This is a genomic window from Psychrobacter pacificensis (genome assembly GCF_900101915.1).
Classification (GTDB): Bacteria; Pseudomonadota; Gammaproteobacteria; order Pseudomonadales; family Moraxellaceae; genus Psychrobacter; species Psychrobacter pacificensis.
This window is the reverse complement of the sequence record NZ_FNAL01000006.1, coordinates 87,158-101,860: the sequence shown is the minus strand read 5'-3', so window position 1 is coordinate 101,860 and position 14,703 is coordinate 87,158. Positions and strand designations below refer to the sequence as shown.

Below are 14,703 nucleotides of genomic sequence, written 5' to 3'. Positions count from 1 at the left end.
TGCTTTCTATCTTGGTGATGTATTGATATGTCTTCTATCGCTGCACGTCTGATTCCTACTTGGCTGCGCCAATACCAGCTCACAGCATTACCGACTGATCTGGTCGCAGGACTGGTGGTGGGCGTACTGGTGATACCACAAAGCCTAGGTTATGCGGTACTTGCTGGTCTGCCGCCCGTGTATGGTCTGTATTCTGCGATCGTGCCTGTACTCGTCTATGCTTGGCTTGGTTCTAGCAACGTACAAGCTGTTGGGCCCGTCGCGATCACTGCCATCATGACGGCCAGTGGTCTACTGCCTTATGCTGAGCAAGGCACAGAGCAGTATGCCCTGATGGCGAGTTTATTGGCATTAATGGTAGGGGCATTACTGTGGATTGCAGGGCGGCTAAAGCTTGGCTGGATTATGCAGTTTATCAGTCGCGGCGTCTCAGCAGGGTTTGTGAGCGGCGCGGCAGTGCTTATCTTTGTCAGTCAGCTGAAGTATCTGATGGCGATACCTATCGCTGGTAGCAGCTTGGTTGGCTATTTATCTACCATGCAGCGCTATGCCAGTCAGGTGCATCCGCTGACCTTAGTGATTGGTATTATCGCGTTTGTACTTTTGGTCGCTAACCGCTACGCGAGTCAATGGGTATGGCGAACATGGCTGTCATCATCGTATGCCAAATGGGCCGAACGTTTATTTCCATTGGTTTTACTGGGTATTGCTATCGTTCTAAGTATGCTATTGCACTGGAATTCGTTAGGGGTTGCGACCATTGGTCGTATCCCGCATGGTCTACCCAGCTTTACACTACCGCATATGACCGACCTACAAGAAGCGCTCAAACTCTTGCCGACCGCAGGATTGATGGCACTAATTGTTTTTGTCTCTAGCAGTTCCGTTGCCAGTACTTACGCACGCTTGCGCGGTGAGAGCTTCGATGCCAACCATGAGCTGACGGGTCTTGGTCTTGCCAATCTATCTGGCGGACTGTTCCAGAGCTTTGCGGTCGCAGGTGGCTTTTCACGCACGGCGATCAATGCAGATTCTGGAGCAAAGACACCCCTTGCCAGCCTTGTGACGGTGCTGGTAATGATTGCCGCGCTGATTGCCTTTAGTAATGCACTTGCACCCTTGCCTTATGCGTTACTCGGTGCAACCATCATGGCCTCTATCATTGGTCTGATAGATATTGCGACTTTAAAGTCTGCTTGGCAACGCGATCGCTTGGATGGAGCTAGCTTTTTGGCAGCGTTCGTCGGTGTGCTCATATTTGGGCTAAATACGGGTTTGGTTATTGGGCTAATGGTGTCATTCGCCAGTCTCATCTGGCAATCAAGTAAGCCACATGTCGCCATCGTGGGACAGCTGGGCGGTACCGGACACTTTCGCAATATCAATCGTCACGATGTGGTGACTTTTGACAATTTATTGATGCTGCGTATCGATGAGAGTCTGTTTTTTGGCAATAGTGAATCGGTACACCGCCGTATTCTAAATGCAATGCAGCAATATCCAGCAGCGCAGGAAATTATTTTGATCATGGCCGCGGTCAATCATATTGATCTGACAGCACAAGAGATGCTCAGTACCTTAAATAAAGAGCTTGCGCTGCAAAACAAGCGCTTACATTTTAGTTTTATTAAGGGCCCTGTCATGGATATCATCGGGCAGACCCCGCTCATTAGTGAGCTGTCAGGGCAGGTATATCTCAGTACGTTAGATGCCGTCGATGCCTTGAAAGACATTTAGCTGCGTCATTATTTTTGTACCGCGCTTTTAATCGCTACTGTCGTCTATCGTACAATATCGCTATGATAGAGCCTGTGTTATGCTAGATTGACTGAACATAGGCTAATGGTACATAAACACATATCACCCGTCGTTTCAGTCTCAACAATGCATGACCTTATTTTTATCATCTCTGCCACGAGCTCAATAATAAATATATATTAATAACGATAACTGAAGCTATTTATGACCAATGACCTAACGATTTATAAGCAAATTTATCCAAGCCAATGTATCAAAATTGCCGAGCTTGGCTATCGCTCAGTACTCAATATACGTCCAGACGCTGAGATCGAAACACAGCCTAACAGCTGTGATTTGGCAACTGCTACAAAAGAAGCAAACTTAACCTATCATCATCTACCATTCGATGATGAGCGCTTGAGTATGCTGACCGTAGAGCAGTTTGCTGAGTTTTATCATGCGATGCCAAAGCCCATATTGATGTTTTGCGGTACGGGCGCACGCGCCAAACTGCTGTATCAAAGCGCATTGATGCAGGGCTTGCTATAGTCATATTGCTCGCTTTGGCTCAATCATAAATGTATTTTACACCACCAACTCAACCAATAAAAAAGGAGCTCCTATGAGCCATGAAGTTAGCTTTACCGGACAGATCACCCCTGACCAAGTCCCTATGATTGCCGAAAATGGCTTTAAAACCATTATCAACAACCGTCCTGACGGTGAAGAACCAAATCAGCCAACCAGCGCAGAGATTGAAGCCGCTGCTAAGGAAGCAGGACTTGCTTATAAAGAGATTTCATTCTCAGGTAATGGCTTGACTCAGCAGCATGTCGAAGCATTTGCAGATTTCTTTAACCAAGCTGAGCAGCCAATGCTTATCTTTTGCCGTACGGGTAACCGCTCAAACGGTATCTATGAAGCCGCCAAGCAAATGGATTTGTTAGACGACTAGCCTGTTATTAAGCTAATAAAACTTGCTAGCGCTAAAAATAAAAATGCCCATCCAGATTTTGGATGGGCATTTTTTGGGATATCATTTGAATGATAGAGATATCACGCAAGTTATAGACTGGTTAATTTTTGACATTGAGTACACAATCAGAAGTCACTGTGATCGTTGAATAGGATTTAAAAATGCAAAAACCACTACTGATTATCGGCAATAAAAACTACTCCTCTTGGTCGCTACGGGCATGGTTACTCTTAAAAGCGTTCAATGTTGACTTTGACGAGCAGCTGATTGAATTGTTTGATCCCTCAGCACGCCCAATACTTGAGGCGCATTCACCAACAGGAAAAGTCCCTGTATTGGTCTACGGTGAAGGCAATGAAAAAGTCACTGTTTGGGATACGTTAGCCATTGCGATACATATTGATGAGTACTTTACGGATATCAATATTTGGACAGGCATCAATAAGCCTGACACTAACGCTCAAACTGACCATCAAAATAGAATCAACAGCGCCTATTGCCAAAGCATCATTGCTGAGATGCATTCAGGATTATCAGGTATTCGTAATGAGATGCCGATGAATATCAGAGCAACTGCTAAAATACAACCGAGCAGTGCGTGCTTATCTGATATTGCTCGTATTGAGGCTATCTTTGCCGATTGCTTAAAAGGACGTTCGACGAACAGTTATTTGTTTGGACATTTCACAGCAGCTGATGTCTTTTTTGCCCCAGTGGTGTTGCGATTACAGACCTATGCTGATACGTCTAATATCACTTTGCAACCACTGACTAAGCAGTATTGCCAGACCATGCTGAATAACCCGCATATCAAGGCTTGGATTCAAGCAGCACTGCAAGAGACACGGATTATCGAAGAAGATGAAGCGGGTGAGGTTGTCTCGTTATCGGGTATATTGTCGGCTAAATAACACTTTCCACAAAAAAACCACTTTAGCCAAGCTAAAGTGGTTTTTTATTTGATAAGACTTCAAGCATAACGTTTTACTGTTTTTGCTCTAATGCCTCTTTTACTGCTTTTTTGCCCCATGCACTCAGATCGAGATCTAATTTCTCATACTCTTGCGCATCGAATAACGGCTCTTTGACGCCTGATTTTAATTGACGGGCAAAGTCGTCAAGTAAGCGCTTGGCACGCGGGAACAGCATAATCAAGGCCAATAAGTTGGCAAGTGCCAGTACGCCCATCAATGGATCGGCGAAGAAGAACACGGTGGTAGCTGCTGGAGCGACTGCGCCCAAGAACAAGATCGCAATCACCACAACACGCAACACGAAGGTTGCCGTTTTAGTATTCTTCTTAACCAAGAAGTTAATCGCATTTTCGCCCATGTAGTAGTTATACATGATCGAGCTTAATGCAAACAATAGTAGCGAGATGGTTAACACGTACTGTGACCAATCACCAAGCTGCGCGGTGAGCGCTTGCTGCGCGAGTACGATACCATCAACTTCGGCACCTGGCTGATAAACGCCGCTGAGCAAAATCATAAATGCCGTGGCACTACAGACAACGATGGTATCGATAAATACTGATAGTGACTGCGAGATACCTTGACTGACTGGATGCGTGGCATAAGCAGTGGCGGCAATGTTAGGCGCAGAACCCAAACCTGCCTCATTAGAGAACAGGCCGCGCTTCATGCCTTGCTCAATCGCCACACCGATACCGCCACCAACGACGGATTCAATACCAAATGCATTTTTGACAATCATTGCCATCAGTGCAGGCAGATCGGCGATATTCAACACGATGATAATTAGTGCCATCCCAATGTAAATCAACGCCATCACAGGAATCACAACGTCAGCGACTTTTGCAATACGCTGGATACCACCAAAGACGATAAATCCACCCGCAACCACCAGTACCGTACCTGATATCCAGCGATCAATCCCGAAACTCTCAAGCGCAGAACCTGCTACCGTATTACCTTGGAATGCGATAAATCCAATGGAAAAAGACAGTAGTAAAGCAATAGCATAAATGACAGCGAGCCAACGATAATCTTTACCTAAACCGTGTAAAATATAAGTTGCAGGGCCACCGCGAAAGTTACCATCAATGTCTCTGCGCTTGTAAAGCTGAGCCAAGCTACATTCAACAATACTGGTCATCATGCCGATGAGTGCCACAACCCACATCCAAAAAACTGCACCGGGACCACCTAAAGAGATTGCAACGGCAACACCAGCAATGTTACCACCGCCAACACGTCCGCCGATCGACACGAGCAACGCCTGACGGGCAGAAATGCCGTCGTCTCCTACTTCGTCCGTCTTAAATACACGGAACATACGTTTAAAATATGTAAACTGAGCGAACCTGCCCACAATGGTAAATAATAAACCAAAAATAATTAACATAGGCACGAGTGCCCAGCCCCATGTTAGATCCCCGACTAGGGCAAAAAAAGATTCTATATATTCCATGCCTATTTTCCTTATAGTTCGTGACGCTATGATAGGTTTTATTGGGCTTATTATCGCATCTAAGACCCGTATTTGTAACGAAAATGGCGCATTTGTAACGTAGATGATGACATTTTTCAAGAGAAATTGCTTTATTCACTCATCAAAATGACTGGTTTTTAAACTTTAGGCGCTATTCTATAGAAAAATTCCTATAAAAACGCAAAAAAAAGCCACCTCAATTAAGGTGGCTTTTTCTTCTAAGACTAATTCTGATACTAAAACTTACTGCATAACCAAATATTCAAATGCTGCCAATGCTGCTTTACTACCCTCACCCATTGCAATATTAATCTGCTTAAATGGTACGGTGGTCACATCACCGCAAGCAAAAATACCTTTGCGATCGGTGCGGCAGCGCTCATCAATCTCAATCTCACCAAAGCGGTTTAAATCGACAAAGCCTTTGACAAATTCAGTGTTTGGTACGAGACCGATTTGTACAAACACACCTGATAAATCACGCTCATGTGTCTCGCCTGTGCTGCGATCTTGATAGACGATGGACGATACTTTGCCATCAGTCGCCTTGATCTCTTGGGTTGCAGCACCAGTGATGAATTCAATATTGGATTTTTCTTTGGCTTTATTGATCAATACCTGGTCTGCTTTTAACTCATCAGCGAACTCTAATACAGTGACGTGCTTAACAATGCCTGCCAGATCTAACGCAGCCTCAACGCCTGAGTTACCACCGCCGATCACTGAGATGTCTTTACCTTTGAAGAATGGACCATCACAGTGGGCACAAAACGCCACGCCTTTACCGATATTTTCTTCTTCGCCCGGTACGCCAAGCTTACGCCATTGGGCACCTGTCGCCAAGATAATACTACGAGTTTCAAACGTCTCGCCTGTATTTAGATTGATACTGTAGTTTTCTTCTTCTGTCTCGCCGATATCTTTCACACTGACATGCTCTCTTAGCGTGATATTGTACTCAGCCAAGTGCTTAACGAAATTAGTCGACAAATCAGTACCATTGGTTAAAGGTACAGAGATCAAGTTTTCGATATCTTGCGTGTCTTTGACCTGTCCACCGATACGATCAGCGACAATGGTGACTTTTAAGCCTTTACGCGCGGTATAAATAGCTGCTGCAACGCCTGCAGGACCTGCACCAATGACAGTGACATCTTGCTGCTCTAGTTGCTCAGCATCATCTTCCACATCTGACAACAGATCAGGAAACTGCTCTTGTAATTTTCCAATCAGTTTGGCAGTGTCAATCAGACCATTGGCAAATGGTTTACCGTTCAAGAATACGGCCGGTACACCTTGAATTTTGTTTGCTTCTACTTGCTCTTGGAAGAGCGCACCATCGATCATCTCATTGCTGATACCATCGTTTAGTAGCGCAAATTGATTCAACGCCTGAACCACTTCTGGGCAGTTATGGCATGATAGTGACACGTAGGTCTGAAACTGTAGCGGCTTGTTGAAGCGTTTGATTAGCTTTTGGATACCTTCATCCAATTTCAGCGTATGACCACCCGCTTGCAAAATGGCTAGGATCAATGAGGTAAACTCATGACCACCAGGAATACCACTAAATACGATACCTGTATCAGCAGTCTCTCCATCAACATGACTGACTACTTTAAAACTAATCGCGCTTGGCAAACTGTCATCGATAACCTGCTCATCGAAATTGATTTTGTCAGTCGTACCCGCAATCTTGCTCAAAAAGTCGATCAATTCAGCGCGCTTATCGTGCTCACCGCTACCCAATACAAAAGTAATCGGGCGCGTCATGTTTTCGCTATATGTCTTAACTGCGTCTAATAAATTTTGATCTATCATGTTAGTTCCTCATTATGACTGAATATGTAACGGCAACTGTCATGCTGCACGCCTAAATATGAAATTCTTACACTTAATAATTTTATAAAAAACCTTGTATATATCGAGCTTTCGCTCTTGAATGACCCTATTATCAGGTGTTCGCAGTATTTGGGCAAGCTGAGAAACTCAAACTTTACGTTTTATAAAATCAATCGTTAATAGGTTTAATTAATTAAATACAAATATACTGGTAGATAATAGCCATAGTATCTAGGCTATTTTTTCGCTACAATCGAGACGCTACAATCGAGAATAGTTCTTAAGTTAAGCCGTCTTTTTAACACCATACGCGATTGCTTATGACAAGCTTGCGTTTCATGACAAGGATGAACACATGAGAAAAACACATACTTTCCACGATAATAGAGATATTGTTGCCGAACTGAAGCTCAAAGACAGTCATTTTGCGAGTATTTTTGATGAGCATGCCGAGCTTGATCAAAAAATCAATTATCTCGAAAAAGATCTAGTCAAGCATGCCAGCCGTGAAGAAGAAATAGAACAAATGAAACGGCGTAAATTACATCTCAAAGACGAGATTTATAAGATTATTGATAAAAATAAAGAACGATCTCGCGCCTGATATAGTCAATCTTAAATAAAACAAATACATTATATATCAAGGTCGAACTGGTCTAAATTTTCCTTGCGTGCTGTGGCTATGCTGCTCGATGCTGCGAAAAATTTATCCCAGTCCCACTGTATCGTTTTTATACTGAATTCACTATATAGTCAATCAATATTAAAAGTGGTACGAGGCAGACGAGTGCAAGTACTACAGTAGTAGGCTAAACGAGTCTAACGCTGTAACACTTTAATAGTGGTTCGAATATACTACGCCTACTACGCTTATGATCAATAAATAAGACTCATAAGATTGTAGCTAGCGTCATAAAAAAACCCCATCAACATCAGTTAATGGGGTCTTTATTTGTAGAACTGATTCACACTAAAAGTATAAAAGTCAGCGCTACTTTATCTAAGGGATGAAATAGCTATTTAGATTTTACCGACTAGGTCAAGACTTGGCTTAAGTGTATCGCCGCCTTGCTCCCAAGCTGCTGGGCAAACTTCGCCATCGTTCTCACGAACGTACTGAGCGGCTTTTACTTTACGTAGCATATCTTTTGCGCTACGGCCGATACCGCCAGCATGAATTTCTGCTACTTGGATCAGACCATCAGGATCTACTAGGAACGTACCACGCTCTGCTAAACCTGCTTCTTCAATCATGACATTGAAGCCGCGAGTGATTTTACCAGTAGGATCGCCGATCATTGGATACTGTACTTTGCCGATCGCTTCTGAAGAATCATGCCATGCTTTGTGCGTGAAATGCGTGTCAGTTGATACTGAGTATACTTCAACACCCAAACCTTTTAGCTCGTCGTAATGAGCGGCCATGTCTTCTAGTTCAGTTGGGCAAACAAAGGTAAAATCAGCTGGGTAAAATAGGAAGATCGCCCAATTGCCTTTTACGTCTTCTGAGGTGATGGTTTTGAACTCACCGTTTACATAGGCATCGGCTGAAAATTCTGGGATTGCTTGATTGATAATAGACGCCATGATTGGCTCCTCTCTTGTTAAGTAAATTAAAATTATTTATAGGGATTTTTTAACTAGCCCTTTAGCTTTCTGGGCTACCCGACAAACTATACGCGAATTCTACGGTTAATCCAGTTAAAAGTTTTTAATGTGATGTTTTGTTTTATTAAACTTGTTAAACTATGCTTTCTATATCCTATCATTGGTACATAACTGGTAATTTGCTGCCTTATAGAGGCTTACTGACAGGATAAATTACATTAAAAACCCATTAAAAGAGAGGTTTTATGATTACTTTACGACAACTTGAGTTTGCCCTAGCCGTCGCCAAACATCGTCACTTCAAACGTGCTGCCGAAGATTGTAATATTTCGCAGTCTGCCCTGAGCTTGGGTATCGCAGAATTAGAAAAACAGCTAGATACACAGATTTTTGAGCGCAATAACAAGCAAGTACTGATTACGCCTATCGGTCAAGAAATCCTCACAAGGGCACAGCGCGTGTTCTCTGAAGTGAGTGATTTGACCACACGCGCCCATAGCCATCAGACGCCGCTAGCGTATCCGATGACCGTCGGTATCATTCCCACGATTGCGCCTTACTTGCTACCAAAGGTTCTACCAGCCCTGCGTGCTCAGTATCCAGAGTTTCGCATGACGATCGTTGAGCAGCAAACCGAGCGGTTGCTTGAGCAAGTGCGCTACGGTCATATCGATACGGCTATCATTGCGCTGCCATATGCTGTAGATGGCCTGCACAGTTTTGAGTTTTGGAGTGAAGACTTCTTTGCCGTCTTCCCAAAAGACGATGTACATGCCAAGCTTGATACCATCAGCGCTGACGAGCTAGCTACTGCCAATCTTATGCTCCTTGGTGAAGGCCACTGCCTAACCGATCAGACGCTATCTGTCTGTCATTTTGACCGTGCACAGATGAAATCAAGCTTCTCGGATGCCAGTCTAAACACGCTGATTCAAATGGCGCTTGCCAACATGGGTACGACGCTAGTGCCTGAAATGGCACTCGATCAGTTGCATCTGCAAAACCAAAATGCCGTCGCTGTACCTCTAGCTGAAGAAGGACCACACCGCCATATTGCTTTTGTCACCCGTCTGAACTATGCGCGTGTCGATGATATCAGCTTGCTCGGAGAAGTATTTAATAAGGCATTTAAAGATGCGGCTAATACAAAATAAATGCAAAGTGACAAAGGTTAATTATGAATGAATTGCCACCTATAAATATGGAGCTGGGCAATCATTTTTACTTATGCTTGTCTGCTCTCAATAGTGATGTGACACCAGACGACGTACAAACCCTCTGGCAAGATATCTCTGTGCGCTACGGTGAACCGCAGAGGGCTTATCATACCCTGAGTCATATTGAGCAGTTATTGGTACAGTTTGAAAGCATTAAACACCATCTGTTTGAGCCATATATCGTGGCGTTGGCACTGTATTATCATGATGTGATATACGACCCAACACGCGTAGATAATGAGCAAAAAAGCGCTGAATATGCCGTAGACGCACTGAGTTCTTATCTACGTCCGGAGCAATGCCAAGACATCTACGCACTCATCATGATGACGGCCAATCATCAGATAGATGAGTCGATATATAGTGTTGAATACAGTGATGCGGCATATCTGCTAGATATGGATTTGAGTATTTTGGGTGCGCCTTGGTCTACCTATCAGCAGTATGCACAAGCGATACGTCAAGAGTATGCACACGTCGCAGATGACAACTACCGTGATGGGCGCACTGCGGTATTACAAGGATTACTAGCGCATCCCAAACTCTATTTGACTGATTATTACTATAGCCAATTAGAAGCGCAAGCTCGGGACAATATCAAGCGCGAGCTCATTTCGCTCGCAGCTTTATAAATAACTCACTACCTTGCCGTGCTGGATGTGAATTATAGCTAGGTTCCATAATATCAATATCAAAATGGCTTTGAAAACGCTGCTGGTACTCTTCTTTAGTGCCACCAAATGGTGGTTCCTCTCGTCCAAAGTCAGTATCAAATAACAAACCAACCAGTTTGCCTTGTGGTTTTAGTAACCTTGCCATCTGCTGCAAATACTCATCACGGCGCACTGGATTAATCGCACAAAAAAACGTCTGCTCCAGTATCCAATCAAATTGGTACTGCTCAGCTAATAAGTTAAAAAAGTCCGCACAAATTAACTGCTCAGACGGGAAGTCGGGATAACGCGCCGCAAAGGCTTCAATCGGCGCTGGCGCAAAATCGACCAACGTGACATTGGTAAATCCTTGCTCATATAGATAGCCTACCTCGTAAGCGTTACCAGCACCTGGTACGAGTATTGCCTTATCCTTAGCATTTTCAGGCAGCTGGTCAATATAAGCTTTGAGCGGTGGTGATACTTGTCCCATATCCCAGCCAGTACTGTTTTTCTCATAGCGCTCCTGCCAAAACTCAGCTTGATTGACGTTTTCCATCTGACATCCTTGTATATAAAATTGCATTTAAACGACACGATTTGTACCGTTATTTCTTATCATATCAGTCTTATCAACATGTGTCGCCGTTTTAAATAGGATGAAAAAAGGGAGACAAATTACTCTCACACAGTGAAAGTCATTTAGATGGGAAAGTCGCTCAAAGAATTAATGGACTCAATGTATGGATCTCTCAATCCAACTGCCCTCTCTTGCCTGCCAGTATATTATGCCATTGCCGATAATCTGGCATGGCACTCGCCACCGTTTGCCAGAATGCTGGGCTATGATTGGCATGATGCAAATGGCACAGTTCATGGACGATCACATACTCGGTGCATTCGATAGGATAGGCAGGAAGATAAACGGACAGCCAGATTCGCTTCGCGCGCGTGTTGCAGCTGCCCCAACGCGTGTGCATTTTTTTTACTCGTATCTCATTGGCGTGCACACCAACGATTGGCTGCCATTTCTCAAATAGCGACGGCATGACATCGGAGAGCTGCTGGCGATAGTAGGCCATTTTTTCATCATGGCTTAACATAAAGGTCTGCTCAGTGCCCCATAGATAGACAGGGTTCTTAGAAGTTGTAAGACCTGATGGCGCGCTTTGTTTACGCTGGTGTTGCTCTAGTACTTGTGGATGGTGGTTAATCGCCCAAGACACTCGCCGCGCCACCGCGTCAGCAGCTTGTGAATCACTAATATGCAGTGGTACAGAAACCATCAAGACATGCGGCTTTAAACGAAAATTGATGTTTTTGACACGCTTTTTGCTGATATGTAGCTCAATATCTGCCTGTGCGAGCTGCTGTCTAATAGTATCTAAACGGATTTCCAAGCTAATGTTTTATCTCCTCAATGACAGTAACTGTGCCAATGGCTACGTATTATAACGCTTGCAAATGGTTATCAAAGGACATCATATGCAACTGGCTGTCTGTACTAATATGCTTATCATCTTTACCATTCAATTTTGAATCTGACGAAACACTCACTCTTAACGCGGTCAATTGCCCTTGCCCATCACTCACAATAAATCCTGATGACTCGATAGGATCGTCGACTTTGTTCGTTGATCTATTGGCACTGGATAAGACGGATGCCCCTGCACAATCTGGCAAGCTCACATCATCAATCAACTTTCGAGTATGTAAGTCATAAATTGCCGCACAGCCACCAATCGGAGTGGTCACACAAAGCAAATTACGGTCGCTATCAACGGCGACGCTCGCAATATATTGATGAAAGCGTTGCCATTGATTGTTTGGCATAGTCAGTGGCGTAAAGCTAACATCACCGCGCTGGTGAGTCAGTACTAACGGTACATTGATATGCTTTTCGCCTTGGAACTGAATACCGATCATGACAGTGCCATCATTGTGCATCGCTAAATGACGTATGCTCATCTGATTGTGCTCAGGCACCACTTGCTCAAGCAGTGTGCCATCATGACGATTGAGGTAGACTAGCGATGGTCGCATAGTATCTAAATTTAGCTCTTCACGTGAGGCCTGCTCAGTCTTAATGCCACCGTTTGCAATGACTAATGTCTCTCCATCGGGATGCATAATCAGCTCATGCGGGCCGATGCCATAAGAGTTAAATTCTGCTACTTTTTTATAAGCGTCGTTAGTATCATAAACACCGATTTTACCTGCCAGACTGACGGTGTCATTTTCAGTCACATACAGCAGCTCACCATCTAAGCTATAGCAAGCATGACCATAAAAGTGACGATGTAAATCCGCTTTGATCGCATGTTGTACTTGTCCATTTGAGGCATCAAGCACCCAGAATTTTTCACTTGGACGACGACCCATGACGACGACATCGCGCCTTTGGTCGACATTGCTATCCTGAACTTGAGATTCAGATACATTTGTAGGCTGAACAACGATGTCATGGACACGCTCAGGCATGGTCGTCTGCCAAACGATTTGTCTATCGGCATCAATACCTACCACGCCAAAGTCATGCTCATTTTGATTCAATGACGCGTTATTTTTTGGCATAGAGGCAACGCCGCTGACCCAGCGAACAGGCCGTACGAGCATGGTCGTCGTATGCACAGCAGTAAGATCAAGCACGTTACTCTTAACATCTATCGCTTGATGATAAGCCTGCTGCCATGACACCGCTGCTTGCTGACAAGCATAGCGAAAGCTTTTAAGGTTTGGCGTTAAGCCAGCGCCCGACTGTAATACTTGTAACTGCGCTCGCATACCCGCCACATAATCTTGTAAACTGGCATTTGGATGCTGCTGCTTACGATAATGATGGTGAATACCAATCAGAGCCGCGGTGCCGACTGCCGTGAGCATTGACGTCGTCAAAAGCTCACGGCTTATTGAACTGGCTTTTGGCTCATCTAATCTGTCATGGCGCTCATCTTCTGACATCGTATTGCCTTTAGTAGTAGACATCCCTTAATCGCCATCGGTGCTATTAAAGCCTACGCGGATACCGAGTGCTGGAATTAGCTCGCGTTTAATCAAGCGAGTGACGGTAGTGAGATGGTCATATAGCGCCTGCTGATCGTCTTTGTCTGCGGCTGATAAATCTTCTGGCATTTGTGCCAATAAAGTGGTCGTGTCAGCCAATGCCGTCGATAGATTATTAGCGACTGTGCTCTCATCATTGCTATTAAGTATCGCCGTCAATACGGGATCTGTCATGGCTTTATTGATGGCGTCTAGTTTTGCATTGATAATAGCACGGCTTTGACCAGCCGTAGCCGCTGGCAAATGACCTTTTGCTTTACCCGTCAGACCGAGCGGCTGGTCAATGGCGTTAGACTTCATCGTTTCAACCAATGACAATAGCGAGTTAAACCATTGGTTCAAGCCTTGATCGCTCTCTGCTGTTTGCTCTATCGCCAATAACTCAGTCGCGTTTTGCTGCCAGTTTTTCTCGATGTCTTTTAGGCGTGTGCTCAAGGCACTACTCGCACTAATCACGTAAGCGCATTGACCAGCATTTAAGCTCTCATTGGCAAACAAGGCTTCTTCTAGTCCTGGTACACCCTGTACGATAGCGCTCTCGCCCGCGAGCTGCTCTGGCGTGAGTGTTGGATTGGCAGCAATCAAATCAGACACACCGCTATGTACCAAGCCGCGCTCATCAGGATAATAGTTGATGTACAAATTGCTCATGCTGGCAGTCGCAGGACCAAAATTAATCATCTCAGCACCCGACCACGCTTGTGCCAATACTAACCACTGCGCGCGTAATGCCTGTAGCTCAGCGCCGCTGACGGGTGCTTGCTGACAATGTTTCTGCGCCAATTCATTTAATAGATCACTTTGCTTTGCGGCATCAGCATACACAGGAATCACAATGTCCTCTGCCACATGCGTCAAATACGTTTTTTGAGTCTCAGGGCTGATATCTACCGCAACGATCTGCTCAGTGCTTTCCTTGCTGCTTTCTGCTGAGCTGTCAGTAGCTGTATTGTCTTTTGCAACTTCTTGACTATCCACTTCTGCAGATTTGTTGTCGTCGGCAGGTTTAACACAGCTGATCAGCAGACCGGCACTCAATGCAGATAGCGCCATCGCCAAAGCGTGATTTATTTTCATAGATTTCTCGGTAATGTTATAGGTAGTAATTTATAGCGTTTTTGTGCTGATTTTATAATAGTGACTGTATTAC

Annotated in this window: 14 protein-coding genes; 7 read left to right on the top strand and 7 right to left on the bottom strand. The window is 44.5% G+C overall.

Translation table 11 applies throughout. The features are described 5' to 3' along the window. The first annotated feature begins 27 nt into the window (after positions 1-27). The 4 genes from BLR43_RS05285 (at position 28) to BLR43_RS05270 (ending at position 3,627) form a co-directional block, all read left to right on the top strand. On the top strand, positions 28-1,737 hold the full coding sequence (locus tag BLR43_RS05285; RefSeq protein ID WP_093069343.1) for a SulP family inorganic anion transporter: 1,710 nt from the start codon (positions 28-30) through the stop codon (positions 1,735-1,737). Positions 1,738-1,962: 225 nt separating this feature from the next. Next, entirely contained in the window at positions 1,963-2,289 is a 327-nt protein-coding gene (locus BLR43_RS05280) for a protein tyrosine phosphatase family protein (protein ID WP_093069340.1), read from the top strand. Positions 2,290-2,362: 73 nt separating this feature from the next. Further along, positions 2,363-2,695: a protein tyrosine phosphatase family protein gene (locus tag BLR43_RS05275; RefSeq protein WP_071003008.1), complete on the top strand. Its 333-nt coding sequence runs from the start codon at positions 2,363-2,365 to the stop codon at positions 2,693-2,695. A 182-nt stretch (positions 2,696-2,877) separates the two neighbouring features. Continuing rightward, positions 2,878-3,627, top strand: a complete 750-nt coding sequence (locus BLR43_RS05270; protein WP_093069338.1) for a glutathione S-transferase family protein — start codon at positions 2,878-2,880, stop codon at positions 3,625-3,627. A 73-nt stretch (positions 3,628-3,700) separates the two neighbouring features. On the opposite strand, the gene BLR43_RS05265 is transcribed toward BLR43_RS05270, so the two are convergent. After that, complete coding sequence (locus BLR43_RS05265) at positions 3,701-5,149, bottom strand: alanine/glycine:cation symporter family protein (protein ID WP_093069335.1); 1,449 nt, start codon at positions 5,147-5,149, stop codon at positions 3,701-3,703. A gap of 264 nt (positions 5,150-5,413) precedes the next feature. Then, positions 5,414-6,991: an alkyl hydroperoxide reductase subunit F gene (gene ahpF / locus BLR43_RS05260; protein ID WP_093069333.1), complete on the bottom strand. Its 1,578-nt coding sequence runs from the start codon at positions 6,989-6,991 to the stop codon at positions 5,414-5,416. Positions 6,992-7,367: 376 nt separating this feature from the next. On the opposite strand from ahpF, the gene BLR43_RS05255 reads away from it, so the two are divergent. Continuing rightward, positions 7,368-7,616 carry an HP1242/YdcH family protein gene (locus BLR43_RS05255; protein WP_093069331.1) on the top strand — a complete coding sequence of 83 codons (249 nt, stop codon included), beginning with the start codon at positions 7,368-7,370 and terminating at the stop codon, positions 7,614-7,616. A 416-nt stretch (positions 7,617-8,032) separates the two neighbouring features. Here the strand turns inward: BLR43_RS05255 and ahpC are convergent, their stop codons facing one another. Beyond that, on the bottom strand, positions 8,033-8,599 hold the full coding sequence (gene ahpC, locus BLR43_RS05250; protein ID WP_058025494.1) for an alkyl hydroperoxide reductase subunit C: 567 nt from the start codon (positions 8,597-8,599) through the stop codon (positions 8,033-8,035). 266 nt (positions 8,600-8,865) lie between these two features. Between ahpC and BLR43_RS05245 the strand changes: the two genes are divergently transcribed. Next, positions 8,866-9,774: a hydrogen peroxide-inducible genes activator gene (locus tag BLR43_RS05245; RefSeq protein ID WP_058025493.1), complete on the top strand. Its 909-nt coding sequence runs from the start codon at positions 8,866-8,868 to the stop codon at positions 9,772-9,774. A 23-nt stretch (positions 9,775-9,797) separates the two neighbouring features. Continuing rightward, positions 9,798-10,469, top strand: coding sequence for an HD domain-containing protein (locus BLR43_RS05240; protein ID WP_093069328.1), 672 nt, complete (start codon positions 9,798-9,800; stop codon positions 10,467-10,469). On the opposite strand, the gene BLR43_RS05235 is transcribed toward BLR43_RS05240, so the two are convergent. The 4 genes from BLR43_RS05235 to BLR43_RS05220 form a co-directional block, all read right to left on the bottom strand. Next, positions 10,447-11,049, bottom strand: coding sequence for a methyltransferase domain-containing protein (locus tag BLR43_RS05235; RefSeq protein WP_093069325.1), 603 nt, complete (start codon positions 11,047-11,049; stop codon positions 10,447-10,449). The two genes, BLR43_RS05240 and BLR43_RS05235, sit on opposite strands and share 23 nt — an antisense overlap. 193 nt (positions 11,050-11,242) lie before the next feature. Next, positions 11,243-11,890 (bottom strand): M48 family metallopeptidase, encoded by a 648-nt coding sequence (locus tag BLR43_RS05230; protein WP_227674127.1) that lies wholly within the window; start codon positions 11,888-11,890, stop codon positions 11,243-11,245. Positions 11,891-11,939: 49 nt separating this feature from the next. Further along, on the bottom strand, positions 11,940-13,475 hold the full coding sequence (locus BLR43_RS05225) for a DUF1513 domain-containing protein (protein ID WP_093069322.1): 1,536 nt from the start codon (positions 13,473-13,475) through the stop codon (positions 11,940-11,942). Between the two features lie 3 nt (positions 13,476-13,478). Beyond that, on the bottom strand, positions 13,479-14,630 hold the full coding sequence (locus BLR43_RS05220) for an imelysin family protein (protein ID WP_093069320.1): 1,152 nt from the start codon (positions 14,628-14,630) through the stop codon (positions 13,479-13,481). Positions 14,631-14,703 lie beyond the last annotated feature (73 nt).

What these genes read in the sequence shown, in the direction of transcription:
- ahpC (WP_058025494.1), bottom strand. Translation starts at nt 8,599, where the DNA reads ATGGCGTCTATTATCAATCAAGCAATCCCAGAATTTTCAGCCGATGCC.
- BLR43_RS05275 (WP_071003008.1), top strand. Translation starts at nt 2,363, where the DNA reads ATGAGCCATGAAGTTAGCTTTACCGGACAGATCACCCCTGACCAAGTC.
- BLR43_RS05280 (WP_093069340.1), top strand. Translation starts at nt 1,963, where the DNA reads ATGACCAATGACCTAACGATTTATAAGCAAATTTATCCAAGCCAATGT.
- BLR43_RS05270 (WP_093069338.1), top strand. Translation starts at nt 2,878, where the DNA reads ATGCAAAAACCACTACTGATTATCGGCAATAAAAACTACTCCTCTTGG.
- BLR43_RS05285 (WP_093069343.1), top strand. Translation starts at nt 28, where the DNA reads ATGTCTTCTATCGCTGCACGTCTGATTCCTACTTGGCTGCGCCAATAC.
- ahpF (WP_093069333.1), bottom strand. Translation starts at nt 6,991, where the DNA reads ATGATAGATCAAAATTTATTAGACGCAGTTAAGACATATAGCGAAAAC.
- BLR43_RS05265 (WP_093069335.1), bottom strand. Translation starts at nt 5,149, where the DNA reads ATGGAATATATAGAATCTTTTTTTGCCCTAGTCGGGGATCTAACATGG.
- BLR43_RS05245 (WP_058025493.1), top strand. Translation starts at nt 8,866, where the DNA reads ATGATTACTTTACGACAACTTGAGTTTGCCCTAGCCGTCGCCAAACAT.
- BLR43_RS05220 (WP_093069320.1), bottom strand. Translation starts at nt 14,630, where the DNA reads ATGAAAATAAATCACGCTTTGGCGATGGCGCTATCTGCATTGAGTGCC.
- BLR43_RS05255 (WP_093069331.1), top strand. Translation starts at nt 7,368, where the DNA reads ATGAGAAAAACACATACTTTCCACGATAATAGAGATATTGTTGCCGAA.
- BLR43_RS05225 (WP_093069322.1), bottom strand. Translation starts at nt 13,475, where the DNA reads ATGTCTACTACTAAAGGCAATACGATGTCAGAAGATGAGCGCCATGAC.
- BLR43_RS05240 (WP_093069328.1), top strand. Translation starts at nt 9,798, where the DNA reads ATGAATGAATTGCCACCTATAAATATGGAGCTGGGCAATCATTTTTAC.
- BLR43_RS05235 (WP_093069325.1), bottom strand. Translation starts at nt 11,049, where the DNA reads ATGGAAAACGTCAATCAAGCTGAGTTTTGGCAGGAGCGCTATGAGAAA.